This window comes from Roseomonas sp. BN140053 (genome assembly GCF_047690175.1).
GTDB lineage: Bacteria > Pseudomonadota > Alphaproteobacteria > Acetobacterales > Acetobacteraceae > Roseomonas.
Window position 1 is genome coordinate 50,362 of record NZ_JBLLEB010000007.1, and the last position, 25,760, is coordinate 76,121.

Consider the following 25,760-nt stretch of genomic DNA (forward strand, 5'->3'; position numbering starts at 1 on the left):
GCATGTTCCCCGGCGCCCCGCCGCCCGGGGCCGGCGCGGCGGCTATCCCCGCGTCCGGCCCCCAGCAGCCCGACCCCTGCGCGGCCGACGCTCCGCTGAGCATCGAGGCCGCCTTCGCCGCGGTGGTGGAAACGGCCGCGCCGCTGGCCGGCACGGAACGCCTGCCTCTCGCCCAGGCTACCGGCCGCGTGCTGGCGGCGGAGCTCGCCACCCCCATCCCGCTGCCCCCTTTCGACAATGCCGCCATGGACGGCTTCGGCGTGGCGGAGGAAGCGGTCGGCCTCGCGCCGCCCTTTGCCCGCCGCCTCGTGGCCCGCTACCCCGCCGGCGGCGAACCCGGCCCGCCCCTGGCGCCCGGGGACACCGTGCGGGTGCTGACCGGCGCCGCCCTGCCGCCGGGCGTGGCGGCCGTGCTGTACGGGGAGCGCTGCGAGGTGGCGGGCGACGCCGTCCGCTTCACCCTGCCGCTGCGCCCCGGCCAGAACATCCGCCGCGCCGGCGAGGACGCCCCGGCCGGCGCGCCGATCCTGCTGGCCGGCACGCTGCTCGACGCGCGCCACATCGCCCTGGCCGCGGCCGCCGGCCTCGCTGCCCTGCCGCTGCGCCGTCGTCCCCGCATCGGGCTGCTTTCCACCGGCAACGAGCTGCTGCCGCCCGGCGAGCCCCTGCGCCCCGGCACTATCCACGACAGCAACCGCCCGATGCTGGCGGCGGTCCTGGCCGCGCCCTGGGCGGAGCTGCACGACCTCGGCATCCTGCCGGACGACCGCGCCGCCATCGCGGAGCGGCTGCGCGCGCAGGCCGGGCTGGACCTCATCGTGTCCTCCGGCGCCGTGTCGGGCAGCGAGGCCGACCAACTCGCCGCCGCCCTGCGCGACGCGGGCGGCGAGGCCACCCCGCTGCGGGTGGCGCAGAAGCCCGGCAAGCCGCTGCTGCACGGCCGTCTCGGGGCGACGCGGGTGCTGGGCCTGCCGGGCAATCCCGTGGCCGCCTTTCTGGGCGCGATCCTCTTCGCCCGGCCGCTGGTCCGGCGCCTCGCCGGGCTGCCCGCCGCCCGGCCGCGCGGCATCCCCGCCCGGCTGCGCCGCCCCGCGTCGCGCGGCCCGGTCCGGGTGGAATTCGCCCCCGCCCGCCTGCTGGAGGACGACGCCGAGGGCCGGCCGGTGCTGGAACTCCTGGGCCCCGCCAGCTCAGCCCGGCTGGTGCCGCTTGCCGCGGCGGATGGCCTGGCCGAACTGGTGCCGGGGGAGGGGGAGGACAGGGCGCGCTTCCACGCCTTTCCGCCCCTGCTCGCGGCTCACGCGCCGCCGGCGGGCGGGTGAGGGGCGGCATCGTCGCGGACGTGAAGTCCCGCGGCCCCTCGCGATGCTTCCCGGAACGCCGCGACCGGGCCTAGCCTGCGCATCATGCTCCGCTTCGACGACATCTCCGTAGAAACCCCCACGCGGGAAAGCCTCGCCGCCCGCTACGCCGATATTCACACCCTGCTGGACCGCGGCGGCACCGCTGCCCGGGCCGAGGCGCTGGAGGAATGGGACAAGCTGCGCCGGGAAACCGACAGCTGGAGCGCCCTGGTGCACCTGCGCTTCTCGCAGGATACCGCGGATGCGGATGCCAAGGCCGCCCGCGAATACGCCGATGCCCTGGCCCCCGTCGCCACCGACCACGACGTGGCGCTGAAGCGCCGGCTGCTGGCGGACCCCGATCGCCGCGACCTCGAACGCCTCGCCGGCGCACACGCGCTGCGACTGTGGGAAACCGACGTCACCACCTTCGAGCCGGCCATCGCCGCTGACCTGGAGGAGGAATCCCGCCTCGGCGCCCGCTACACGGAGCTGCTGGCCTCCGCCCGCTTCGAGATCGGCGGCGGCAAGGTGAACCTGTCCGGCCTGGCGCCCTTCGCGGAAAGCCCCGACCGCGCCGTGCGCCACCGCGCCGAGGCCCTGCGCTGGAGCTTCTTCGCCGCCAATGGCGCCGAGCTGGACACGATCTTCGATGGTCTGGTGAAGCTGCGCCACGGCATGGCGCGCAAGCTGGGCTTCGAGAGCTACACGCCGCTCGCCTACCGCAACATGCGCCGCGTCGACTACGGCCCGGACGAGGTCGCGCGCTACCGCGACCAGGTGGCCGAGCACGTGGTGCCGCTGGTGGCCCGACTGATGGAGCAGCAACGGCGCGACAATGGCTGGGACACCCTGCGCTACTGGGACGAGAGCCTGGTGGACCCGCGCGGCAACCCCAAGCCGGCCGGCGGGCACGACCTGCTGGTGACCCGCGCCCAGGCGATGTTCGATGCCATGGACCCCGGCCTCGGCCGCTTCTACCGGCTGATGCACGGTGGCGGCTTCCTGGACCTCAAGAACCGGCCGGGCAAGGCGGGCGGCGGCTTCTGCACCTCCTTTCCCTGCTACGGCGTGCCCTTCATCTTCGCCAACTTCAACGGCACCAACCACGACATCGGCGTCTTCACGCACGAGATGGGCCACGCCTTCCAGAACTGGGAAAGCCGCGACCAGCCCGGCATCGACTACCTCTGGCCCACCATGGAAGCGGCCGAGATCAACTCCATGGGGCTGGAATTCCTCTGCCACCCGCAGATGGAACTGATGGTGGAGGAGGGCGCGGCCGACCGCTTCCGCCGCCTGCACCTCCTCACCAGCCTGTATTTCCTGCCCTACGGCGTTTGCGTCGACCACTTCCAGCACGAGGTCTACGCCCATCCCGAGGCCACGCCCGCCGAACGCCACGCGATCTGGCAGCGGCTGGAGCGGCACTACATGCCCTGGACCGACTACGGCGACCTCGCCTACCCCGCCAAGGGCGGGCGCTGGCAGGCCAAGCCGCACATCTACCGCTCGCCCTTCTACTACATCGACTACACCCTGGCCCTGTGCTGCGCGATGCAGTTCTGGGTGCAGTCCCGGCGCGACTACGCCGACGCCATGGCCCGCTACGTGGCGCTGTGCGGCCGCGGCGGCTCCGCCCCCTTCGGTGATCTCGTGCGCTCGGCCGGGCTGATCTCCCCCTTCGCGCCCGGTGCCCTGGCCGAGGTGGTGCGCGAGGCGGAGGCGGCGCTGGCGGCCTGAACCGTTCCGCGTCCCCGGCCGCAACGCCGGGGGCCGCGCGCCGTTCCGGGAAGCGTCGTGGCCGCCGGGCCATGCCCGCCACACGTGCCCGCCCCGAGGCCCGCCCCATGTCCCTTCCCATCAGCGATTACGGCCTGATCGGCGATACCCACACCACCGCCCTGATCAGCCGTGGCGGCTCGGTGGACTGGCTGTGCTGGCCGCGGCACGACAGCCCGGCGCTGTTTCTGCGCCTGCTGGACGATGAGAAGGGCGGCAGCTGCTCGGTGGAGTTCGAGGCGCTGGAAGGCAGCACCCGGCGTTACCTGCCCGGCACCAACATCCTGGAAACCACCTTCCGCACGGCGGGCGGGTGCGCCGTGCTGCTGGACTTCATGCCGGTGCGGCCGCCGCCCACGGATCGCTGCGAAGGCCCCGACGGCGACACGGAAAGCCGCCTGATCCGCCTCCTGCGCTGCGAGGCCGGCGAGCTGCGCGGCCGCTTCCGACTGCGTCCCAGCTTCGACTACGCCCGCCGTTCCTGCGCGCCGTGGCGGGAGCCGGACGGCACCGTCCTGTTCGAGGCCGGCGAGCACCGGCTGCGCGCGGGCTGCTCGCACCCCCTGGCCCTGGCGGGGGAGGGGGCGGAGGCCCGCTTCGCGCTGCGGGCGGGGGAGCAGGTTTTCCTGGTGCTCACCCAGGGCCGTGACGGCGCGGTGGAGGCGGTGTCGGACCTGGAAGGGGCCGAGCGGCGCTTGGCGGAAACCCGCCGCTACTGGGAAGAATGGAGCGGCCGCTGCCGCTACGACGGTCCGTACCGGGAAGCGGTGCTGCGCTCCGTGCTCTGCCTGAAGCTGCTGACCTATGCCCCCACCGGCGCCATCATCGCCGCCCCCACCCTGGGCCTGCCCGAGGCCGTGCCGGGCAACCGCAACTACGACTACCGCTACGCCTGGCTGCGCGACGCCAGCTTCACCGTCACCTCCTTCGTGCAACTCGGCTACGTGCGCGAGGCGGCGGAATACCTGCGCTTCCTGCGCCACGCCGACCCCAGCCACGGGCGCGAGCTGCGGCTGATGTACGGCATCGACGGCCCCGTGCCGCCGGAGGAGGATCTGCCCCACCTGCGCGGCTGGTGCGGGGTCGGGCCGGTGCGGATCGGCAACGGCGCTGCGGATCAGACCCAGCACGACATCTACGGCGAGCACCTCCTGGCGCTGCACGCCTTTCTGGACGCGGTGGATTACGACCCGCCGGAGAAAACCGACGACCGCCTGCCGGAAGCCCTGACCAACCTGGCCAACCGCGCCCTGGCGGCGCGAAACGAGCCGGACCAGGGCATCTGGGAACCGCGCACCCCGCCGCAGCACATGTTCCACACCAAGGCGCTGATCTGGGTGGCGCTGGACCGCGCCGCCCGAATCGCCCGCCGCATCGGCCGCCTGCCGGAAGAGCGCATCCGCGGCTGGGAAGAGGCCGCCGCCGCCATGCGGGCGGAATACCTCGAACGCGGCTGGAACCCCCGCCGCGATGCCTTCACGCAGTTCTACGGCTCGGATGATCTGGACGCGGCGGTGCTGCGCACGGCGCTGTTCGACGCGGTGGAGGCCGACGACCCCCGGCTGCTTTCCACCCTGGAGGCCATCGAGCGCGAACTGGGTGCGGGCGACCTGCTCTACCGCTACCGCACGGCGGACGGCATGAAGGGGCAGGAAGGCACCTTCACCGCCTGCGCCTTCTGGCGGGTGGGCTGCCTCGCCCTGGGCGGACGGCTGGGGGAGGCGGAAGCGCTGATGGAGCGCCTGCTCACTAGGGGCAACGACCTCGGCCTGTTTGCCGAGGAGATCGACGCCGCCACGGGCGAGCAGCGCGGCAACTTCCCGCAGGGCTTCACCCACATGGCGCTGATCAACCACGCCCTGCGGCTGCAGGCGGTGGCCGCCGGCAAGGCGGGCGGCGGCAGCGCCCACCCCGCCACCGCGGCCCCGCCGCAGGCCGAGGCGGCCGCCCGGCCGTGAGGCGCCGCCGCTGGACAGCACCGTCGGTAGGGTGAATCTGTGCGGCGATTCGGGGAGAAGCGCCGTGACCACCACCGGAACATCCGCCTTGCCGCCCGCGCGGCCGCGACGCCGCGCCGCCGCCCTGGCGCTGGGCGCGGCCGTCCTGCTGGGCGCGCCCGCGGCGCTTCGCGCGCAGGACCTGCGCATCGGCCTGGGCGCCGCCATCACCTCGCTCGACCCGCAGTTCTACGTGATCGGCTCCAACAGCGCTCTGGCCCGCAACATCTTCGATGGGCTGGTGAACCAGGACGACCACCAGCGCGTGGAGCCGGGCCTGGCGCGCGAATGGCGCGCGGTGGACGACCGCACCTGGGAATTCACTCTGCGCGACGGCGCCCGCTTCCACGACGGCTCCCCGGTCGAGGCGGAGGATGTGGCGGCCAGCCTGCGCCGCGTCGCCGCCATCCGGAACAGCCCTTCCTCCTTTCTGCCCTATGTCCGCTTCATCGCCTCGGTGGAGGTGCTGGACCCCAAGCGGCTGCGCATCTACACGCGCGAGCCGACGCCGCTGATCCTGAACTCCCTCAGCCGCATCGCCATCCTGCCGCGCGCGGCGGAGAACACCGACACCGCCGAGCTGAACGCCGGCCGCGGCGTGATCGGCAGCGGCCCGTACCGCTTCGCTTCCTACCTGCCCGGCGACCGCGTGGAGCTGGTGGCGGCCGATCCGCAGCCCGGCGCCCCGGCACCGGCCTGGAAGCGCGTCAGCCTGCGCTTCATCCCCAACGACGCCGCCCGCATCTCCGCCCTTCTGGCGGGCGACGTGGACGTGATCGAGAACGTCCCGCCCTCCGACATCGAGCGGCTGCGGCGCGGCGACCGCGTTTCCGTGTCCTCCGTGCCGTCCAACCGCGTCATGTACCTCCACCTCGACCACGAGCGGGAGCGCACGCCCTTCGCCACCGCGCGCGACGGCAGCCCCATCCCCAACCCCTTCCGCGACGAGCGCGTGCGCCGCGCCCTGTCGCTGTCGGTGGACCGGCAGGCGCTGGTGACGCGGATCATGGACGGGCAGGGAACGCCCACCGGGCAGCTCGTGCCGGAAGGCTATTTCGGCTACGTCCCCGGCCTCGCGGCACCGCGCACCGACCTCGCCGCGGCGCGCCGGCTGCTGGCGGAAGCCGGGCTGCCGCAGGGCTTCAAGCTGGTCCTCCACGCCTCCAACGACCGCTACCCCAACGACGACAAGGTGGCGCAGGCGCTGGCGCAGATGTGGACGCGCGCGGGCATCCCGACCGAGGTGGTGACGCAGCCCGGCTCGGTGTTCTTCACCCGCGCCAGCAACCGCGAGTACAGCCTGATCATGGGCGGCGCCGCGGCGGAAACGGGCGAGGCTTCCTCCGTGCTGCGGCCGCTGCTGGCGACCTATGACCCCGAGCGCGGCGACGGTTCCGGCAATCGCGGCCGCTATTCCAACCCGCGCTTCGACGCGCTGCTGCGACAGGCCCTGGCCACGGTGGACGACAATGCCCGCGAGGCGCTGCTACGGCAGGCCACGGAACTGGCCATGGGCGAGGAAGGCGTGATCCCGCTCTTCCTGCTCTCCTACAGCTGGGCCACGCGAGCGGGCTTCACCTACGCGCCGCGCTCCGATGGCTGGACGCTGGCGGTCAACGCCAGGCCCGCCACGCCCTGACGTGTTGCGCGACGCCCGGAACCGCCGCACCCCGACCCGCGGGGACCCGGCCGTCGCGCCCCGGCCCGGCGGGGCCGCGCTGCGCCGCGCCCTGCCACATCCCGACGAGGACCCCACGCCATGACCACGCCGCTGCCCGTGCTGATCGACTGCGACCCCGGCGTGGACGACAGCATCGCCATCCTGCTGGCCCTGGCCTCGCCGGAGCTGGAGGTGCTGGGCATCACCACCGTGGCCGGCAACGTCCCCGCCGACCGCACGCTGGAGAATGGCCGCCGCGTCGTCGCCTGGGCCGGGCGCCCGGAGGTGCCGGTCTATCCCGGCTGCACCGCGCCGCTGCTGGGCCCGGTGGTGCGCGGCAAGTACAGCGGCGCCGGCGGCCTAGGCGGCACGCTGCTGCCGGAATCCGCGGCCCCCGCCGAGCGCGACCACGCGGTGGACGTCCTCACCCGCCACCTGGCGGCCGCGATCGCGGAAAGCCGCAAGATCACCGTTTGCGTGCTGGGGCCGATGACCAACCTCGCCGTGGCGCTGGCGCGCGACCCGTCGCTGGCGGCCGGCATCGCGCAGGTGGTGGCCATGGCCGGCGCCTTCAGCACCGGCGGGAACCGCACCCCCACCGCCGAGTTCAACGTCCTCGCCGACCCGCATGCGGCGGAGATCGTTCTGCGCTGCGGCGCGCCGATCGTGCTGGCGCCGCTGGACGTCACCTTCCAGGCCCTGGCCACGCCGGAGCGGGTGCAGGCCCTCAAGGCGCGTGACGGCCGGCTGACCCGCACGGCGGTGGAGCTGATCACCTTCTATGACCGCAACGACCCCGCCCGCTACGGCGAGCCCGGCGGCCCGCTGCACGACCCTTGCGTGATCGCTTGGCTGCTGCGCCCGAAGCTGTTCGGCACGCGCGAGGCTTACGTCACCGTCGGCCTGCAGCCCGGCCTGGGCTATGGCCAGACCATCGGCGATTTCTTCAAGCTGACGGGGGAGACGCCCAACGCCACGGTGCTGTGGAAGCTGAACGCACCGGGCTTCTTCGACCTGCTCTGGGACCGCATCGCCGCGTTGTGAGCGCGCCGCCCCCGACAAGGAGAACACCAGCATGAACGACGCGGGTTTCCACGGCGTCTTTCCCTACCTCGTCTCGCCCATCAGCCCCGCGGGCGAGGTGCTCGAGGCCGAGCTGCGCCGCCTCGTGGACCACCTGATCGCCAGCGGCGTGCACGGCCTCACCCCGCTCGGCAGCACCGGCGAGTTCGCCTATCTCGACGCCGCCCAGCGCCGCCGCATCGTGGAGGTCGTGGTGGACCAGGCGCGCGGCCGGGTGCCCGTGGTGGCCGGCGTCGCGGCCACCACCACGGCGGAAGCGGTGCGCCAGGCGCGCGAGGTCGCGGCGATCGGCGCCGACGGCGTGCTGGCCATCCTGGAAGCCTACTTCCCGCTGCCCGAGGCCGGGGTGGTCAGCTACTTCACCGCCGTGGCGGACGCGACCGACCTGCCGGTGGTGCTCTACACCAACCCGCAATTCCAGCGCTCCGACCTGTCGCTCGGCGCGCTGGACACGCTCTCGCGCCATCCCCGCATCGGCTACGTCAAGGACGCCTCCACCAACACCGGCCGGCTGCTGTCCATCCTGAACCGCACGGAAGGCCGGCTGCGGGTCTTCGCCGCCTCCGCCCATATCCCGGCGGCGGTGATGCTGATCGGCGGCGTCGGCTGGATGGCCGGCCCCGCCTGCGCCATCCCGCGCGAGAGCGTCCGCCTCTACGAACTGTGCCGCGCCGGCCGCTGGGAGGATGCCCTGGCCCTGCAGCGCGTGCTGTGGCGGCTGAACGAGCTCTTCGCGCAGTACTCGCTGGCCGCCTGCATCAAGGGCGCGCTGCAGCAGCAGGGCTTCGCCGTGGGCGACCCGCTGCCGCCCCAGGCCCCCCTGAGCGACGAGGGCCGCCGCGCCGTGGCCGCCGCCCTGGCCGCCCTGCCGGCGGTCTGACCCGTCCGGCCGGTTCGCGCAGGGCGGGGCTGGATCACCGCGGCAGCACGGACCACTCTGCGCCATCTTCGACGATGGGAGCCGGCCGCACCATGCGCCTCGTTCTTCTGGCAGCCGCGACGCTGCCGCTGCTGGCGGGTTGCCAGCGCGACGCGCCGATGGAGCGCACCGGCGCCGCCCTGGACCGCGCCGGCACCCGTACGGGCGAGGCAGTGGGCCGCGCCGCCAACAACACCGGCGCCGCCCTGGGACGGGCGGGCAACTGGGTGGACCGCAAGCTCAACCCGGAGTGAGGCGGCAGATGGAGTAAGCCGGGGGGAAGTATCCCCCCGGACCCCCTTCTATTATCGGGAGTTTTCGGAAGCGCCCGTGGCCACCCGTGCGCTTTCACAAACGAAAAAAGGAGGGGGCTCGGGGGAGTTCACTCCCCCGACCTTTCTGACAGCCCCGCCGCCTCAGCCTTCCACCACCTCGTAGCCCTCGGCCGTGATGGCCTGCGCCACCGCGTCGCGCGCCGCGCCGGTCTCGGCGCGCACGCGGCCGGTGGCGAGGTCCACCTCCACGCTGGCCTGCGGGTCCAGTTCCCGCACCGCCTCCGTCACCGCGCGGACGCAGTGGGCGCAGTCCATGCCGCGCACGGTCAGCTCGATCATCGGGCCAGTTCCTCCAGGATGGGGCAATCGGGGCGGCTGTCGCCGTGGCAGGCGCTCGCCAGGTGGCGCAGGCTGCCGGCGATGGTCTGCAGCGAGGCCGCCTTGGCTTCCAGCGCCGCGACGTGCTGCAAGGCGATGCTGCGGACCTCGGCGCTGGCACGGCCGCGGTCGCGCCACAGTTCCAGCAGCCGCTTCACCTCCGCCAGCGGGAAGGCCAGCTCCCGCGCGTGGCGGGTGAATCGCAGCGCGACCACGTCGGCCTCGGAATACACGCGGTAGCCGTTGGGCAGGCGGCGCGGCTGGATCAGCCCGCCTTCCTCGTAGCGGCGGATCGCCTTGGTGCTCAGGCCGCTCGCGGCGGCGGCTTCGCCGATGTTCATGCGGCCAGCTCCTTGGCGGGCGTCCAGCGTGACAGCCGCAGCGCATTGCCCAGCACGGCCAGCGAGGACAGCGCCATCGCACCCCCCGCCAGGGCCGGTGACAGGAAGCCCAGCGCCGCGGCGGGGATCGCCAAGGCGTTGAACGCGAAAGCCCAGCCCAGGTTCTGCGCGATCGCGCGCCAGGTCGCCCGCGCCACCGCCAGCGCCGCCGGCACCAGCCGCGGGTCGGGCCGCAGCAGCGCCATGTGCGCGGCGGCGAGGGCGGCATCCGTGCCGCAGCCCATGGCGATGCCGAGATCGGCGGCTGCCAGGGCGGGAGCGTCGTTCACCCCGTCGCCCACCATGGCCACCCGGCGCCCCGCGGCGTGCCAAGCCAGCAGCCGCGCCGCCTTGTCCTCGGGCAGCAGCTGCGCGGCCACTTCCGCGATGCCGAAATGCCGCGCCGCCGCTGCCGCCGCCGCGGCGTGGTCGCCGCTGAGCATCGCGACTTCCAGCCCCGCGGCCCGCAGCGCCGCCACCGCTTCGGCCGCACCGGGGCGGGGCGCGTCCTCGAAGGCCAGCAGCGCCAGCACGCGCCCATCCTCGATCAGCCAGGACTGGCTGCGCCCGGCCCGCGCTTCCGCCGCCGCAGCGTCGCGCAGGGCGTCCGGCACCGCGGCGCCGTCCAGCAGCCGGTCGCTGCCCAGGCGCAGGGCGCGCCCGTCGATGCGGCCGGACACGCCGCGGCCGGGCAGGGCGCGGAAATCCTCGGCGGGGGAAACGGGGCCGGGCGCGGCGTCCAGCACGGCGCGGGCGAAGGGGTGCTCGCTGCCGAATTGCAGCCGCGCGGCCATCCGCAGCGCCGTCGCGGGGTCCACCCCGGGGGCGGGGTGCAGCGCCGCCAGGGCGGGGCGGCCCAGGGTCAGGGTGCCGGTCTTGTCGAAGGCCACCAACGACACGCCGCGGGCGCGCTCGATCGCCTCGGCGTCGCGCAGCAGGATGCCGGCCCGCGCCGCGGCGCCGGTGCCGGCCACCAGCGCCGCCGGCGTCGCCAGCCCCAGCGCGCAGGGGCAGGCCACCACCAGCACGGCCACCGCGTTCAGCAGCGCCACGGATGGGTCGCCGCCGAACCACCACCAGCCCGCGAAAGTCGCCGCCGCGATCCCCAGCACCGCCGGCACGAACACCGCGCTGACCCGGTCGGCCAGGCGCTGCACGGGGGCGCGGCTGTTGCCCGCGCTTTCCACCAGCGCCGCGATGCGCGCGATCCGCGTGTCGCCGCCCACGGCGGAAACGCGCAGCACGACCCGGCCGTCCAGCACCACCGTGCCGGCGGCCACGGCGTCGCCGGGCCCGCGCGGCACGGGGCGGGATTCCCCGGTCAGGGCGGCCTCGTCCACCCCGGCCTCGCCGCCCTCCAGCACGCCGTCGGCGGGGATGCGGCCGCCGGGGCGCACCGCCACGCGGTCGCCGGGGCGCAGGGCGGCGCTGGGCACCTCCTCCTCCCGCCCGGCGGCGTCCAGGCGCAGCGCCATCTCCGGCCGCAGCCGCAGCAGCGCCGCCACCGCCGCGCCGGCGGCGCCGCGGGCGCGGTGCTCGGCGAAGCGGCCGAGGGTGACGAAGAACAGCACGGTCGCCGCGGCCTCGAAATACAGCGCGTGGTGCGAACCGTCGCGGAGCAGCAGGAACAGCGACAGCGCCCAGGCGGCACTGGTGCCCAGGGCCACCAGCAATTCCATGTTGCCCGTGCCGGCGCGAAGGGCGCCCCAGGCCTTGCGGTACACCGGCGCGCCGATGCCGAACTGCAGCAGGCTGGCCAGCACCAGCTGCACCCAGCCGCCCGGCATCAGATCCAGCCCCAGCGCCATCCCGGCCATGCCGAGCAGGAAGGGCGCCGCCAGCACCGCCGCCAGCGCCGGCCGCAGCCATTCCTGTGCGGTCCATCCCGGCGCCTCGGCCGCGGCCGGCGGCGGCGCGAGGCCGTAGCCCGCGCGCTCCACGGCCGACACCAGCGCCGGGCGTAGCGCCGCCGTCTCCACCCCGGGCGCGAGCCGCACCTCCGTGTGGCCGGTGACGAAATTGGCCTGGGCGGAAGCCACGCCCGGCACCGCCCGCAGCGCCTTTTCCACCCGCCGCACGCAGGACGCGCAGCTCATCCCCGTCACCGGCAGGTCGACCTGCGTGACCGTCCCGCCGCCGGCGGAGATGCCGGGATGCCCCGTCGCGCGGGGCGGCGTCGTGGCGGCCGGGGCCGGGCGGGGCAGGGCGGCGAGGTCGTCGGGCATAACGCTCCCCAGGTGGGGCTTCCCGCTGCGGGAAGGTCAAGGCCCGACACCGGTGCGCCGGCGCAATCTCCGCCGGAACCGCTCGACCTCCCTCGCCGGAGCGGGCATGAAGCCGCGCCCGGCCGCGTGCGGCCGGGTCCCGCCGGCCCTGCCGGGGCGGGGCCACCCCCTCGTGTCCGGGACCGGATCTTTACCATGGCCGCAGACCCCGCAGTCTTTCCCGCGACGCCGCGCCGGGACGGTTCGGGGTGGCGACGGGCCACCGTCGCCGCGCTGCTCGCTGCACTGCTCTCCGGGGCGGCCTGGGCACCGCCGGCCCTGGCGCAGCCCGTGCTGACCGGGGATGCGGGCTTCGTGTGGACGGCCAGCGGCGCCCAGCCGATCCCCTTCCTGTATCTCGGCGCCAAGCAGCTCCTGCTCTCCGCCGCGCCCTGGCTGTTCCTGCTGGCGGCACTGTTCCTGCGGCCCCGCCCGCGGGAGATCGGCCGCGCCCTGCTCCTGCTGCTGGGCGGGGCGCTGCTCGGCCTGCTGCTGGGCCAGCGCGTTCCCGGCCCGCTGTCGCCCGAACTGCCCAAGCTGCTGGCCGGCCTGGCCGTGGCCTGGATGGCGCTGGGCAATCTTGGCGCCTGGCGGCGCTGGTTCGGCCTCGCCGACGGCGTGCTGCCCGTGCTGGTGTTCGGCCTCGCCCAGGGGCTGTGGCTCACCGCCGTGCCGGAAGGCTTCGTGCCGGCGCCGCTGGGCCGCACCGCCAACCTGCTGGCGATGCAGCTCGGCGGGTTGCTGGGCCTGCTGCTCGCCACCGCTGTCACCGCGCTGCTGCTGGCGCACTGGCGCCGCGCCGGGCTGCGGCGGCACGGCTACCTCGCCAACCTCGTCCTGCTCACCCTCGGCTTCGTCCTGTCCGGCGACGGGCTGGTGGGCGCCCTGTTCTCCTGACGGAAGCCGTTTCCATGCCCGAACCCCGCCCCGAGGCGGCGCCCAGCGCGGCCCATCTGCGCGGCGCCACGCTGCTGTCACTGCTGGCGGCCCTGCTCCTCCTGCTGGCCGTCGTGCTGCCGGCCGAGCGCGGCCTGGACCCGCTGGGCACCGGCCGGCTGCTCGGGCTGACCGCCATGGGCGAGGAAAAGGCCGCGCTGGACGCCGCCGCCGCGCGCCACGCCGCCCGCCTGCCGGAGCTGGACCAGGTGACCGCCCGCCTCGCCGCGGTGGAAGCGCAGCTGCGCCGGCTGCAGCCGCTGGTGGACCTCGCCACCCCGCCGGCCGCCAACAGCCCCGCCGTGCTGTCGGACGGCAGCCAGCCCGCCGCCCAGCCGGCGCACGAGACGGTGCTGACCCTGGCCCCCGGCGGCCGCGCCCGGGTGCAGCTGGAAATGCGCCGCGGCGCCCGCGCCGACTACGTGTGGAACGCCGCCGGGGGCGCGGTGAACGTGGAGATGGAGGGCGAGCGCCTCGGCAGCACGCGCGGTGCCTTTCCCCGCGGCGCCACCCGCGCCCAGGCCGAGGCCGACGAGGGCCGGCTGATCGCCACCGCCGACGGCTACCAGGGCTGGTCCTGGCTGAACCGCTCGGGCGCGCCGGTCACCATCACCCTGCGCACCAGCGGCGAGTACCGCGGCATCCGCCTGCCCGACCGCGATGCGGAGAACGGCGCGGGCTGAGCGCGTCGCACCGCCCGCCGGCGAAGGCCCGGCCCCGCCGGAACCCCGCCCGCCGACGGGCCGGGGCGGCAGGCGGATTGCCGCCGGGCAGCCGGGCAGGGAGGCCGGCGGGCCGGCCGAAGGAACGGATTGACCGCCGCCGCGGCGGGCGCGACACCCTGCGACCCATGCGCCCCGCCCTGCTCCTCGCCGGCCTCCTGCTCGCCACCTCCGCCGCTGCCCAGGCCCCCGCGCCGCAGCCCGCCCCGGCCCCCGGCGCCCCAACCCCCGGCGCCGGGGCCCCCGCGGCAGGGGCGCCGTTCCGGGTGGTGAACCGCACCGGATCCGAGGCCCGGGAACTCTTCGCCGTGCGCTCCGGCCGCACCGATTGGGGGCGCAACTACCTCACCCAGCCGCTGGCGCCCGACGCCACCTACACCATGCGCGCCCGCGCCGAGGCGGGCTGCCGCTTCGATTTCCGCCTGGTGCTGGCCGACGGCCGCGAGGCGATCCGCCGCGACAACGAGATCTGCGCCGGCGACCGCACGGTGGCGCTGGACGCTTCCGTCGCCACCCGTCCCACCGCCCCCACGCCCACCCCGCCCGCGGCGCAGCCCACCCCCGGCGCCCGCGCTTCCACCGGCACCGGCTTCCTGGTGGCGGGCGAGCGCGTGCTGACCAACCGCCACGTGGTGGATGGCTGCGACCGGTTGCTGGTGCGCTCGCCGGAAGGGCGCAGCTTCGCCGCCGTGCCGCCGGCCCAGGTGGACGCGCGGCTCGACCTCGCCCTGCTGCGGGTGCCTGGGCTGACCGGCGCCGTGCTGCCCTTCCGCACCAACCCCGTCCGCCGCGGCGAGGGCGTGGTGGCCTACGGCTTCCCGCTGGCCGGTCTGCTCTCCTCTGACCCCAAGCTGACGCGGGGCGAGATCAACGGGCTCGCCGGGCTGCAGGACAACCAGGACCAGTTCCAGATCTCCGCCCCCGTGCAGCCCGGCAATTCCGGCGGGCCGCTGCTGGACATGCAGGGCAACGTGGTGGGCGTGGTGGTCAGCAAGCTCAATGCGTCGCGCGTGGCGCAGCGCACCGGCGACATCTCGCAGAACATCAACTTCGCGGTGAAGGGCGAGCGCGCCGCCGCCTTCCTGCGCGCCGCCGGCCTGCAGCCCGGCCAGGCCGAGAGCCGCGGCCCCGACCGCTCCACCGCCGATGTCGGCGAGATCGCCAACCGCGCGACCGTGTTCATCCGCTGCGAGCGCTGAGCCCGCACCGGCACGCCGTTCTCTTCCCACGAGGTTCCATGCCCAACGTCCTGATCATGCGCCCCATCCACGACGACGCGATCGCGCTGCTGCGCGCCGCACCGGGCGTGACGGTGGAGATCGTGCACAAGCTGACGCCCGAGGCGATGGACGACGCCCTGCCGCGCGCGGACGGCATCATCGTGCGCACCAACGTCGTGAACGGCGAGATGGCGGCCAAGGCGCCGGGGCTGAAGATCGTGGCGCGGCACGGCGTCGGCTACGACCTGATCGACGTCCCCGGCCTGACCGCGCGCGGCGTGGCCGTGACCATCACGCCCGAGGCCAATGCCGGCTCGGTGGCCGAGCACGCGCTGATGCTGATGCTGGCCTGCAACCGCCGCACCATCGACTACGACAAGCGCGTGCGCAGCATGGGCTGGGGCGTGACGCCGGAACTGCCGACGCGCGACGTCGCCGGTCAGACCGTGCTGATCCTGGGCTTCGGCCGCATCGGCACCCGCGTCGCGCGCCTTTGCGCCGCCTTCGGGATGCGCGTGCTGGTGCGCGACCCCTTCATCCCCGTGGGCACCATCCGCGGCGCCGGCTACGAGGCGGTGACGGACCTGCCGGCGGCGCTGGCCGAGGCCGACATCGTGACGCTGCACCTGCCCTCCTCCGGCCCCAACCGCGGGTTGGTGGGGACGGAGTTCCTGGCGGCGATGAAGCGCGGCGCGGTGCTGATCAACACCGCCCGCGGCGCCCTGGTGCAGGAGGAGCCGCTGGCCGAGGCGCTGCGCTCCGGCCAGGTCGGCATGGCCGGGCTGGACGTGGTGCTGGTGGAGCCGATGGTGGCCGACAACCCGCTGCTGGGCGCGCCCAATATCATCTTCGCGCCGCACATCGCCGCTTCCACCAACGAGGGCACCCGCCGCATGGCGATGTCCGCCGCGCAGAGCGTGCTGGACTGCTTCAACGGCGTCCTGCCCGAAGACGTGGTGGTGAACCCGGAAGTGCTGCGCCGCTGAGCGCCGCGCGGCCGGGCGGCGCTGCGCCGCACGGCCCGCGAGGCCGCACCGCTCAGGCGGTTCGCGGCGTCGCGGGGCCGCGGCGCGCGGCCAGCCAGCCGTCCAGCGACCAGCGGCCGCCGCCGGTGACGCAGAGCAGCAGGCAGCCGCCGATGATGGCGATGTTCTTGTAGAAGTTGTTGGCCTGCCCGATCCGCGCCGCGTCCGGATAGGTCCAGAAGCGGTGGTTGATCGCCGTGGCGACCACGGTGAACAGCGCCAGCAGCACCGCGATGGTCGCCGTGCGCCAGCCGAGCAGCAGCAGCAGCCCGCCGCCGAGCTCGATCAGCACCGCCAGCACCGGGAAGGCTTCGGGAAAGGGCATGCCGCGCCCGGCCATCGCCGCGGCGAACTCGGTTTGCGTGAAGATCTTGCCGAAGCCCGACCAGACGAACAGCAGGGCCAGCATCAGGCGGGCCACCAGCAGGATGGTGTTTCGGGACTCGTGCATGGTTTCCCCCGGTCCGATTCGCGGGCGTTCCGCTGCCGCGCCGGCAGCAGCCTGCCCGCAAGGGCGGCTAGCCGGCAATCGCGGCCCGCGGTGCCGGCCGGGCGCGGACCCGTGCCGTGCGGCGCGGGCAGCGGGACCTCGCCGCGCCGCCCGGCGCGACGCCCCGGTCAGGCCTCGTCCAGCCGGACCACCGCGTCGCCCAGCCGCACCGTGCCGGCCCGCAGCACGCGCGCGGTGATGCCGCCATGGCCGCGCACGGCGTTGTAGCCGCCGGGGCCCAGGTTCTCCTCCATGCGGGAACAGGGCTGGCACTCGCCGGTGCTTTCCAGCACGGCGTCCCCGAGGCCGAAGCGCCGGCCCTTCAGCGCCAGCAGGTTGATCCCCGACACCATGAGGTTGCGGCGCAGCGCCTCCGGCGTCACCGCGTCCAGCCCCAGGCTGGCGGCGATGGCGGGCAGGTGCTCCTCCCGCAGCAGCGTGACCTGCCGCAGCCGTTCGCCGCTGCCGCGGTAGCGGTCCCCCACCAGCCCGTGTTCCGGGTCCAGCTCGGCCGCCTGCACCACCCGCATCGCCTCGCGCCGTCCCGGCCGCAGCCCGATCCAGCGCACCACCCCCGGGCGCATCGGGGCGGCGAAGAGGCGGGCGAGGGATGAGTTCGGGTGGAGCATGGTTTCCCTTTCGCATCCCGGTGGACCGCGGGGCAGGGGCTGGCTTGACGCCCCACCTCCCAGGGGGGAAGACCCACCCCCTCCCAACAGCTCCGGTCTCCACCCCCGATGCAGCGCGTCTTCTCCGGTATCCAGCCCTCCGGCGTCCCCACCCTCGGCAACTACCTCGGCGCGATCCGCAACTGGGTGCCGATGCAGCACGGCGACGCCTCGCTGTTCTGCGTGGTGGACCAGCACGCCATCACCGTGTGGCAGGACCCCAAGGAACTGGCGCGGCAAACGCGCGAGATGGCGGCGGCGCTGATCGCCTGCGGCCTGGACCCGGAGCGCTGCATCCTCTTCGTGCAGAGCCACGTGCACGCCCATGTCCGCCTGGCCTGGATCTTCAACTGCGTGGCGCGGATGGGCTGGCTGAACCGCATGACGCAGTTCAAGGACAAGGCCGGCAAGGACCGCGAGAACGTGTCCACCGGGTTGTTCGTCTACCCCAACCTGATGGCTGCCGACATCCTGGCCTATCACGCCGATGCCGTGCCGGTGGGCGACGACCAGCGCCAGCACCTGGAACTGGCCAACGACATCGCCCAGAAGTTCAACCACGACTACGGCGAGGAGTTCTTCCCCACCGTGCAGCCGCTGATCCAGGGCGTCGCCGCGCGCGTGATGTCCCTGCGCGACGGCAGCAGGAAGATGTCGAAATCCGACCCTTCCGACCAGTCGCGCATCAACCTGACGGACGATGCCGACACGGTGGCGCTGAAGATCCGCCGCGCCAAGACCGACCCGGAGCCGCTGCCCTCCGAAACCCGCGGCCTGGAAGCCCGGCCCGAGGCGCGCAACCTCGTGGGCATCCTGGCGGCCATCACCGACACCACCGCCGACGCGGTGCTGGCCGAGCACGGCGGCAAGGGCTTCGGCGCCTTCAAGGAAGTGCTGGCCGAGGCGCTGACGGCCAAGCTTTCGCCCATCGCGGGCGAGATGCGGCGGCTGCTGGACGACCCGGCGGCGGTGGACGCCGCCCTGCGCCGCGGCGCCGAGAAGGCGGCGGCCATCGCCGACCCGATCGTGCGCCGCACGGAGGAGCTGGTGGGCTTCCTGCCCGCCCGCTGAGGGTGATGCCGCCGGGCCGCGCGCTCCACGGGCCGGGGACATGAGCGGATCGGGCGCCCGGCGACGCGCGCGGCGGCACCCGCTGCTCGTCGCCGCGGCGGCCGGCCTCCTCGCCTGCGCGGTCCTGGGCGCGGGTTTCTACGCCTATGCCGGCTCGTACGGGTTCAACGTGCTGCTTCGCCGCGGCGGCACCACCTGGGAAACCGTGACGGCCGGCAGTCCGGGCCTGTCGCCCGCCATGCGCCTGGCGCTGCAACGCCCCGTCCCGGCGGCCGAGCCCGGGCCGGTCGCGTGGCGCGAACTCGCCCCGGGCTTCGACGCCGCCGAACTGCCCGTGCTCGTCGCCGGCACGGAGGTGGACCGCATCCTGCTGGCGCGCGTGGACCCCGCGCGCTTCCGCTTCGCCGTGCGCAACGCCGCTGCCGGTAACAAGGGGCTGGACGACTGGGTGGCCGAACCGGGCACGGTCCTGGTCGTCAACGGCAGCTACTACGCGCGCGACGGCACCCCGGACACCCCGCTCCTGAGCGCCGGCCGCCAGCTCGGCCCGGCGGAATACGACGCGCAGCACGGTGCCTTCGTCGCGACCGAGGCCGGCGCCGGCCTCCGCGACCTCGCGACGGAGAGTTGGCAGGCGGCCTTCGCCGGCGCGCGCGACGCCATGGTGTCGTATCCCCTGCTGCTCGCGGCCGACGGGGCGAGCCGCGCGAGGGCCGACGCCCGCTGGCTGGCCAACCGCAGCTTCGTCGGCCAGGACCGCGCCGGCCGGATCATCCTCGGCACCACCACCGACGCCTTCTTCTCGCTCGACCGGCTGGGTCCCTTCCTGCGCGACGCCCCGCTCGACCTCGCCACCGCGCTCAACCTCGACGGCGGTCCGGTGGCCTGCCAGGGCATCGCGCTGGGCGGCTACCGCCGGCACTTCTGCGGACGGTGGGAAACCCAGACCTCGGGCGACGACGTCCGGCTGCTGGGCTGGCGCTTCGGCAGCTGGGCGCTCCCGATCGTGCTCGCGGTGGTGCCGAGATAACATCGCGGCCGCGGCTATTCCGCCCGCGCCCGGGGGGCGGTAAGCAGCCCCCCACTCCCACAGGACCCGGCAACCCACCACAGATGCTCCGAGGTATCCTCACCGTCGGCGGCTGGACCATGGCGAGCCGGTTGCTGGGACTGGCGCGCGAGATGCTGATCGCCGCCATCCTCGGCGCCGGGCCGCTGGCTGACGCCTTCTTCATCGCGCTCAAGCTGCCCAACCTGTTCCGCCGCCTGTTCGGCGAGGGCGCCTTCAACGCCGCCTTCGTGCCCACCTTCGCCGCCACCCTGGCCAAGGAGGGCCACGCGGTCGCCCACCAGCTGGCCGAGCGCATGGCCGCGCTGATGACGCTGTGGCTCTCCATGCTGGTGCTGCTGGGCGTGCTGTTCATGCCGCAGGTCATGCTGGTGCTGGCCCCGGGCTTCACCGACGAGCCGGAAAAATTCGCCATGGCCGTCGAGCTGACGCGGATCACCTTTCCCTACCTCGTGCTGATCTGCCTCACCGCCCTGGTGTCGGGCGTGCTGAACGGGCTGGACCGCTTCGCCGCCGCCGCCTCGGCGCCGGTGTTCTTCAACATCTTCTCCGTCGCCGCCCTGCTGGTGCTGACGCCCTTCACCCCCACCCCCGCGCATGCCCTGGCCTGGGGCGTCACCGCCTCCGGCGTGGTGCAGCTGGGCATCGTGATGTGGGCCGCGGCGCGGGCGGGGATGCCGATGCGGCTGCTGCGCTTCCCCAAGATCACCCCGGCCGTGCGCGGCGTGCTGCGCCGCATGGTGCCGGGGCTGGTGGGCGCGGGGGTGACGCAGCTGAACCTGGCGGTGGACGTGATCATCGCCTCGCTGCTGCCGGCGGGCTCGGTGTCCTTCCTGTACTACGCCGACCGCGTGGCGCAGCTGCCGCTGGGGGTGATCGGCGCCGCCGTGGGCACCGCGCTGCTGCCGCTGCTGGCGCGGCAGTTCGCCGCCGGCAAGCCGCTCTCGGCCCATCGGACGCTGAACCGGGCGGTGGAGTTCTCCCTGGCCCTCGCCCTGCCAGCGGCGGTGGCGCAATGGGTGGTGGCCGATGCCATGGTGGACGCACTCTTCGTGCGCGGCGCCTTCGGCCCGACCGAGGCGGCGCTGACCTCCGCCGCCCTGGCCGCCTATGCACTGGGCCTGCCGGCCTTCGTGCTGGTGAAGGCCTTCGCCCCCGGCTTCTTTGCCCGCGGCGACACCGCCACCCCCGTGAAGATCGGGCTGCTGATCGTGGTGCTGAACCTCGGGCTGAACCTGTGGCTGACGCAGGTCTTCGCCCATGTCGGCATCGCCCTGGCCACGGGCATCGCCGCCTGGCTGAACACCGCCATCCTGGCCTTCCTGCTGTGGCGCCGCCGCGCTTGGTACCCCGACCGCCGGCTGCGCCGCGTGCTGCCCCGCCAGCTGGCGGCGGCCGCCCTGATGGGCGCCGTGCTCTGGGGGTTGCAACTGGTTCCCGTGGTGGCCATCCCCGGCGCCCGGCTGATCCGCCTGGGCCTGCTGGTCGGCGCCGGGCTGGCCGTCTACTTCGGCGCGGCGCACTGGCTGGGGGCGCTGAACCTGCGCGAATTGCGGGCACTACGCCGCCGTAACTGAGCCGGCGGTCACGCGGGGTATGATGGTCTGGGCTTCGGCTTCGGGCGAACGCTCTCGGGAGGGGGAGAAGGAATTCTCCCCCTCCCGAACCCTCCCCTTCATCTTTTTTCGGGGTGCTGCCGCGGGCTGGGTTGCGACGCGGGGCGCGCCGGAGGGCACGGCCCTCCGGCGCGGGCGGTGTCAGCCGGTGCTGCGCAGATTCAAATTATCCAAGACGTGAAGCGCCCGACGTTTCTATCCCGACTCGGCAGCTCCCGAAAAAAGATGAAGGGGAGGGTTCGGGAGGGAGAATTCCTTCTCCCTCCCGGGGCCAACGAGAGCCACACCTGCCGCCGAAGAACCCGACCCAGCCGAGGGGTGTGTCAGCCCGCGCGCACTTCCAGCCCGCTCAGCCCAGCGCGCAGCACCTGCAGCAGGTCCGGCAGCATCAGGGCGACGCAGCCCGCGGTGGGGGCGTAGTCCGGCCGGGCGACGTGCAGGAAGATGGCGCTGCCGCGGCCGCGCACCACGGGCGCGTCGTTCCAGCCCAGCACCCCCACCACGTCGTAGAGCCCGTCGGTACGCCACAGCTCCTCGTGCCGGCCGGGGTAGGGCAGGGACACGGGGCGGTTGTAGGCGGGGTCGGCGGGGTCGTCGCACCAGCCATCGGCCGGGCCGATCGGCTCCAGCGGCACGGCGCAGGGCGGCGGCGCCAGCCGGTCGGCCCGGAACAGCACCCGGCGCAGCGGCAGCGGCCCGAAGGGGGTGGCGCCGTCGCCCTCCGCCTTTTCCGCCCGCACCCCGCCACGGCCGAGGGCACAGCGATACACCTCCCGCCCCAGCATCAGGTGGCCGGTGGCGCCGGCCGGAACCACGGTGCCGATCATCCCAGCAGGTGCCCGAAGCGCAGCGCCTTGGTACTGAGATAGCCGTCATTCACCCCGTTGGCCGCGAAGCGATGCGGCTCCCGCGCCGTGACGGTGATGCCGCAGGCGGCCAGGGCGGACACCTTGTCGGGGTTGTTGGTCAGCAGCCGCACCTGCGGGATGGCCAGCGCCCGCAGCATCTCCGCCGCCACCAGGAAGTTCCGCTCGTCGGCGCCGTAGCCCAGCGCCCGGTTGGCATCCAGCGTGTCCAGCCCGGTATCCTGCAGCGCGTAGGCCCGCAGCTTGTTCACCAGCCCGATGCCGCGCCCTTCCTGCGCCAAGTACAGCAGCACCCCCGTGCCCTCGGTCGCCATGCGGGCCAGGGCGCCGCGCAGCTGCGGGCCGCAGTCGCAGCGCAGGCTGCCCAGCAGGTCGCCGGTGAAGCATTCCGAATGCACCCGGCACAGCGGCGCCTTGCCGGAGGCCGCCAGCGCTTCCGGCTCCCCCACCAGGATCGCGAGGTGCTCGATGCCGCCATCCGCCGCTCGGAAGGCGACGATGCGGGCATCCGGCGCGTCCTCCAGCGGCACACGGGCCTCGGCCACCCGGGCCAGGGTGGCGGCGGCCGTGGCGGGATAGGCGAGGATGTCTGCCACCGGAACCTCCAGCACGCCGGGCGGGGCCTGCCGCGCCGGGGCGGCCACCAGGGCCGGCAGCAGCCGCGCCAGCTTGGCCAGGGCGATCGCCGCTTCCGCCAGGGGCGGCGCGGCCACCCGTGGCGCGGGGTCGGGCAGCAGCCGCTCGATCGTGGGATCGGCCAGGGCGCGCAGCGCGGCGGGGTCCAGCAGGGCGGGGGAGGCACGCAGCGCCACGGCTTCAGCGTCGGGGAGGGCGCTGGGAAAGGGGCTGGCCGCGGCGCGCGAGGGCGCCAGCAGGATCACCGCCGGTCCCGCCGCGGCGGCCGAGAGCTCCGCCAGTCCCCGCGCGGACACGGTTTCCGCCGCCGCCAACAGCAGCCCCGCGCCCGCCTGGCCGCGCAGCAGCACGGGCGTGCCCCGGCGCAGCTCGCCCAGGGCGCGATGCACCCCGCGCAAGGCCAGGGCCGCCGCGCCGGGCACCGGCAGGCCGGCCTCCGTGGAAGGGCGGATCGCCCCGTCGGCCATGCCGTTCATCGTGACAGCGTCCCCATAATTCTTGTCGCTCGCAGAAGCGTGAGAAATGTGGCCCCGCGACGGCGAAAGCCACCCTCCCTATGTTGGTGATCACGGGCTCGCGAACCAAATTCTGTCGCGAAGCTTGCGGATGGCGGCCCGAACCGCCAGAATCATAGGAATTTCCATACGGATCTCGGGAACTTCCTGGGTTCCCAATCGCTAGAGGATGGCATGTCCGGTCCCAGGCCAATCCTGATCGTCGATGACGACGCGGCGCTGCGCGCGACGCTCGCGGAACAGTTGTCGCTTGAAGGTGAGTTTTCGTCCCAGGAAGCCGAATCGGCCGAGGAGGGGAGCCGTCTCCTCCTGGAGGCCGGTGCGCGCTACGACGCGGTGCTGCTGGATATCGGCCTGCCCGATGGCGACGGCCGCGACCTTTGCGCCCGCCTGCGGCGGGAGGGGCTGCGCATCCCCGTGATCATGTTGACGGGCGTGGACGGCGAGGCCGACGTGGTGCGCGGCCTGGATGCCGGGGCCAACGACTACATCGCCAAGCCCTTTCGCATCAACGAGTTGCTGGCTCGCCTGCGCGCCCAGCTGCGCGTCTTCGACAACAGCGAGGACGCGGTGTTTATCGTCGGGCCCTACACCTTCCGCCCGGCCTCCAAGGTGCTGCAGGACCCGGTCAAGAACCGGCGCATCCGGCTGACCGAGAAGGAATGCTCCATCCTGAAGTTCCTGTACCGGGCCAGCGGGCGGCCGGTGGGGCGGCAGGTGCTGCTGAACGAGGTCTGGGGCTACAACGCCGCGGTGACCACACACACGCTGGAAACCCATATCTACCGTCTCCGCCAGAAGATCGAGCAGGACCCGGCCAATGCCTCCCTGCTGCTGACCGAGGGTGGCGGCTACCGGCTGGACCCCACGGCGGGCCGCGTCGCGGCCTGAGGTCCGGATTTTTGGGGATGAGCGCCGGCTCCTCCCCGAAACTTTTCCCAGGATGCCATCGGTCCTTTCATTGGCGTCACGGTGTCGCCGTCAGGCCGGCTCCGCGAAACGTGCGAAATCCCGGCTCAATCGTTCGTAGATTTCCCGCTTGAACGGTACGGCCAGGGCCGGGAGTTCGCCCAGCGGCACCCAGCGCCAGGCATCGAACTCCGGGTGCGGGTCGGCATCCAGCCGGATTTCGGAGTCTTCCCCCAGGAACCGGAGCGCGAACCAGCGCTGCTTCTGCCCGCGCCAGCGCCCACCCCACACCACCCCGATCAGGTGGTCCGGCAGGTCGTAGGTCAGCCAGGCATCGTGCTCGGCCAGGATTTCCACCCGATCCGTGCCGATCTCCTCCAGCACCTCGCGCAGCACGGCGGCGCGCGCGTCTTCGCCCTCGTCCAGCCCGCCCTGCGGCAGCTGCCAGGCCCCGCCCGCGGCTTCCCCCCGCGGCTGGTCGGCGCGCCGGGCTACCAGCACCAGCCCATCGGCATTGAACACCACGGCGCCGACATTGGGCCGGTAGGGCAGGTCACTCATGCCGCATGATCTCCTGGCGCAGGTCCCGGCGCCCTAGGGGCGCCCTTCGAGGCGGGCCTCGCCGCGCCCATCCGGCCGCGCGTCGCCGCGGCCCTCGGACCGTGCTTCCCCGCGCCCCTCCGGGCGGGCATCCCCGCGCCCTTCCGGGCGACGGATCAGCGCCGTGACGGGGGCCAGCACGAGGCCGCGCGTTTCCAGCGCCGCCGCCCAGGCGGCGACGCGGTCCACCAGCACCGGCGACACGTCGCCCGCCAGGCCCAGGGCGGAGCCGCGCTCGATGGCCAACCGCTCCAGCTCCGCCAGCCGCCGCTCGATCTCGCCGCGGGTCGCGGGCTCGTCCAGCACCAGGTCGGCGTTGCGGCCCCAGGCGCGGTTGGGCGTGCCCGGCGGCAGCCCCGGACGCGGGTCGAGGTAGAGCAGCCCGCGATCCCGCAGCACGTCCTGCACCTCGCCCAGCATGGCCGGGATCTGGGCGAAGCGTTCGCCGCGCATCGGCCCCAGCGCCCCCACCGCCCCCACGTAGCCCTGCAGCCGCGACAGCACCCAGCCGAGCCGGTCGGCATTCTCCGCCGGCGTCCGCGTGGTCAGCAGCGCCTGTTCCCCGGGGTCGTTCATCGGAAAGCCCGCGGGCTCCAGCGGCAGGGCGATCAGCAACTCCATGCCGCGGGCGCGGGCGCGCTCGGCCAGCGGCTCGGGGCGCAGGGCGTAGGGGGAGAAGGCCAGGGCGGTGGCGGCCGGCAGGCGCCGGATCGCTTCCTCGCTCAGCGCCGCGTTCAGCCCCAGCCCGCCCACCACCAGCCCGATCCGCGGGCGCGTGTCGTCGCGCGCGAAGGCGCGGGCATAGGCGCGGATGGAAGTGCGACCATCCGTCCCCACCCGCGGCAGCGTGCCGTAGCGCGTGGCGTCGAGCAGGGCGGGATCGGGCGGCGGGATCGGCCCGGCCACCACGCCGGGCGGGCGCGGGGCGGGCAGGGGCGGCGGTAGCGGCGCGGCGGGCAGGGGGGCGGGGGGCGCCGCGACGGCCGATGCCGCGGCGGTTTCGGCGGGCACCGGGGGCGGTGCCGCCGGTGCGGGCAGGGCGGCGACGGGTTCCGGCGCCGGCACAGCCGGGGGCAGCGTGTTGGGCGGTTCCTCCGCCGCAGCGGACGCTGCCGCCAGCGACGCGTCTTCCCGCACGGGCGGGCCGAGATAGGCCAGCGTTCCCGCCCCGGCGCCCAGGATCAGCAGCACCGCCAGCCAGAACCAGCCCAGCCGCCGCCAGCCGGGATGCCGCCGCGGCGCGGCGCCGTCCGGTTCGCCGGGGGGCGTGGCGTCGTCCGCCGCGCCCCCGTCCGGGTGCGGCCCCGGCTGCGCCGACCGGGCGCCCACCCTCGCG

The 25,760-nt window shown here is 74.3% G+C and carries 24 protein-coding genes; 15 read left to right on the forward strand and 9 right to left on the reverse strand.

Annotated elements, in window-relative coordinates; all coding sequences use genetic code 11:
• Positions 1–2 precede the first annotated feature (2 nt).
• The 7 genes from glp (at position 3) to ACLIBK_RS09205 (ending at position 9,038) form a co-directional block, all read left to right on the forward strand.
• On the forward strand, positions 3–1,322 hold the full coding sequence (glp, locus tag ACLIBK_RS09175; protein WP_415386946.1) for a gephyrin-like molybdotransferase Glp: 1,320 nt from the start codon (positions 3–5) through the stop codon (positions 1,320–1,322).
• A gap of 84 nt (positions 1,323–1,406) precedes the next feature.
• Positions 1,407–3,086 (forward strand): M3 family oligoendopeptidase, encoded by a 1,680-nt coding sequence (locus ACLIBK_RS09180; protein WP_415386947.1) that lies wholly within the window; start codon positions 1,407–1,409, stop codon positions 3,084–3,086.
• Between the two features lie 107 nt (positions 3,087–3,193).
• Positions 3,194–5,083 (forward strand): glycoside hydrolase family 15 protein, encoded by a 1,890-nt coding sequence (locus tag ACLIBK_RS09185; protein ID WP_415386948.1) that lies wholly within the window; start codon positions 3,194–3,196, stop codon positions 5,081–5,083.
• Positions 5,084–5,147: 64 nt separating this feature from the next.
• A complete protein-coding gene (locus tag ACLIBK_RS09190) occupies positions 5,148–6,761 on the forward strand; it encodes an ABC transporter substrate-binding protein (RefSeq protein WP_415386949.1) in 1,614 nt (537 codons plus the stop codon).
• A 120-nt stretch (positions 6,762–6,881) separates the two neighbouring features.
• Complete coding sequence (locus ACLIBK_RS09195) at positions 6,882–7,826, forward strand: nucleoside hydrolase (protein WP_415386950.1); 945 nt, start codon at positions 6,882–6,884, stop codon at positions 7,824–7,826.
• 31 nt (positions 7,827–7,857) lie between these two features.
• The gene (locus ACLIBK_RS09200) at positions 7,858–8,745 is read left to right on the forward strand and encodes a dihydrodipicolinate synthase family protein (protein WP_415386951.1); all 888 of its coding nucleotides are present in this window, start codon (positions 7,858–7,860) and stop codon (positions 8,743–8,745) included.
• A gap of 92 nt (positions 8,746–8,837) precedes the next feature.
• Complete coding sequence (locus ACLIBK_RS09205) at positions 8,838–9,038, forward strand: hypothetical protein (protein ID WP_415386952.1); 201 nt, start codon at positions 8,838–8,840, stop codon at positions 9,036–9,038.
• Positions 9,039–9,200: 162 nt separating this feature from the next.
• On the opposite strand, the gene ACLIBK_RS09210 is transcribed toward ACLIBK_RS09205, so the two are convergent.
• Genes ACLIBK_RS09210 through ACLIBK_RS09220 form a run of 3 tightly spaced genes read right to left on the reverse strand, consistent with a single transcriptional unit; the run spans position 9,201 to position 12,042 of the window.
• Positions 9,201–9,398 carry a heavy-metal-associated domain-containing protein gene (locus ACLIBK_RS09210; protein WP_415386953.1) on the reverse strand — a complete coding sequence of 66 codons (198 nt, stop codon included), beginning with the start codon at positions 9,396–9,398 and terminating at the stop codon, positions 9,201–9,203.
• Positions 9,395–9,778: a MerR family transcriptional regulator gene (locus ACLIBK_RS09215; RefSeq protein WP_415386954.1), complete on the reverse strand. Its 384-nt coding sequence runs from the start codon at positions 9,776–9,778 to the stop codon at positions 9,395–9,397. The genes ACLIBK_RS09210 and ACLIBK_RS09215 overlap by 4 nt, the downstream gene beginning before the upstream one ends.
• Positions 9,775–12,042: a heavy metal translocating P-type ATPase gene (locus tag ACLIBK_RS09220; RefSeq protein ID WP_415386955.1), complete on the reverse strand. Its 2,268-nt coding sequence runs from the start codon at positions 12,040–12,042 to the stop codon at positions 9,775–9,777. Before ACLIBK_RS09220 ends, ACLIBK_RS09215 begins: the two co-directional genes overlap by 4 nt.
• Before the next feature lie 195 nt (positions 12,043–12,237).
• On the opposite strand from ACLIBK_RS09220, the gene ACLIBK_RS09225 reads away from it, so the two are divergent.
• From ACLIBK_RS09225 to ACLIBK_RS09240, 4 genes are all read left to right on the forward strand, one after another.
• Positions 12,238–12,978 carry a hypothetical protein gene (locus tag ACLIBK_RS09225; RefSeq protein ID WP_415386956.1) on the forward strand — a complete coding sequence of 247 codons (741 nt, stop codon included), beginning with the start codon at positions 12,238–12,240 and terminating at the stop codon, positions 12,976–12,978.
• Positions 12,979–12,992: 14 nt separating this feature from the next.
• Positions 12,993–13,700, forward strand: a complete 708-nt coding sequence (locus ACLIBK_RS09230; RefSeq protein WP_415386957.1) for a hypothetical protein — start codon at positions 12,993–12,995, stop codon at positions 13,698–13,700.
• 167 nt (positions 13,701–13,867) lie between these two features.
• Positions 13,868–14,938, forward strand: coding sequence for a trypsin-like peptidase domain-containing protein (locus ACLIBK_RS09235; protein WP_415386958.1), 1,071 nt, complete (start codon positions 13,868–13,870; stop codon positions 14,936–14,938).
• 38 nt (positions 14,939–14,976) lie between these two features.
• On the forward strand, positions 14,977–15,945 hold the full coding sequence (locus ACLIBK_RS09240; protein WP_415386959.1) for an NAD(P)-dependent oxidoreductase: 969 nt from the start codon (positions 14,977–14,979) through the stop codon (positions 15,943–15,945).
• Between the two features lie 52 nt (positions 15,946–15,997).
• Here the strand turns inward: ACLIBK_RS09240 and ACLIBK_RS09245 are convergent, their stop codons facing one another.
• Together ACLIBK_RS09245 and ACLIBK_RS09250 are read right to left on the reverse strand one after the other, a co-directional pair.
• Positions 15,998–16,435, reverse strand: coding sequence for a DoxX family protein (locus ACLIBK_RS09245; protein WP_415386960.1), 438 nt, complete (start codon positions 16,433–16,435; stop codon positions 15,998–16,000).
• A 167-nt stretch (positions 16,436–16,602) separates the two neighbouring features.
• Positions 16,603–17,103 carry an MOSC domain-containing protein gene (locus tag ACLIBK_RS09250; RefSeq protein ID WP_415386961.1) on the reverse strand — a complete coding sequence of 167 codons (501 nt, stop codon included), beginning with the start codon at positions 17,101–17,103 and terminating at the stop codon, positions 16,603–16,605.
• A 108-nt stretch (positions 17,104–17,211) separates the two neighbouring features.
• Between ACLIBK_RS09250 and trpS the strand changes: the two genes are divergently transcribed.
• From trpS to murJ, 3 genes are all read left to right on the forward strand, one after another.
• Complete coding sequence (gene trpS, locus ACLIBK_RS09255; RefSeq protein ID WP_415386962.1) at positions 17,212–18,213, forward strand: tryptophan--tRNA ligase; 1,002 nt, start codon at positions 17,212–17,214, stop codon at positions 18,211–18,213.
• A 40-nt stretch (positions 18,214–18,253) separates the two neighbouring features.
• Entirely contained in the window at positions 18,254–19,243 is a 990-nt protein-coding gene (locus ACLIBK_RS09260) for a phosphodiester glycosidase family protein (RefSeq protein WP_415386963.1), read from the forward strand.
• An 83-nt stretch (positions 19,244–19,326) separates the two neighbouring features.
• Positions 19,327–20,859, forward strand: a complete 1,533-nt coding sequence (gene murJ, locus ACLIBK_RS09265; protein ID WP_415386964.1) for a murein biosynthesis integral membrane protein MurJ — start codon at positions 19,327–19,329, stop codon at positions 20,857–20,859.
• 362 nt (positions 20,860–21,221) lie between these two features.
• On the opposite strand, the gene ACLIBK_RS09270 is transcribed toward murJ, so the two are convergent.
• Together ACLIBK_RS09270 and ribA are read right to left on the reverse strand one after the other, a co-directional pair.
• Positions 21,222–21,725 carry a L,D-transpeptidase family protein gene (locus tag ACLIBK_RS09270; RefSeq protein ID WP_415386965.1) on the reverse strand — a complete coding sequence of 168 codons (504 nt, stop codon included), beginning with the start codon at positions 21,723–21,725 and terminating at the stop codon, positions 21,222–21,224.
• On the reverse strand, positions 21,722–22,876 hold the full coding sequence (gene ribA / locus ACLIBK_RS09275; RefSeq protein WP_415386966.1) for a GTP cyclohydrolase II: 1,155 nt from the start codon (positions 22,874–22,876) through the stop codon (positions 21,722–21,724). Before ribA ends, ACLIBK_RS09270 begins: the two co-directional genes overlap by 4 nt.
• A 213-nt stretch (positions 22,877–23,089) precedes the next feature.
• Between ribA and ACLIBK_RS09280 the strand changes: the two genes are divergently transcribed.
• Entirely contained in the window at positions 23,090–23,806 is a 717-nt protein-coding gene (locus ACLIBK_RS09280) for a response regulator transcription factor (RefSeq protein ID WP_415386967.1), read from the forward strand.
• 90 nt (positions 23,807–23,896) lie between these two features.
• On the opposite strand, the gene ACLIBK_RS09285 is transcribed toward ACLIBK_RS09280, so the two are convergent.
• A complete protein-coding gene (locus ACLIBK_RS09285) occupies positions 23,897–24,385 on the reverse strand; it encodes an RNA pyrophosphohydrolase (protein WP_415386968.1) in 489 nt (162 codons plus the stop codon).
• Positions 24,386–24,418: 33 nt separating this feature from the next.
• A complete protein-coding gene (locus ACLIBK_RS09290) occupies positions 24,419–25,753 on the reverse strand; it encodes a divergent polysaccharide deacetylase family protein (protein ID WP_415386969.1) in 1,335 nt (444 codons plus the stop codon).
• Between the last annotated feature and the right edge of the window lie 7 nt (positions 25,754–25,760).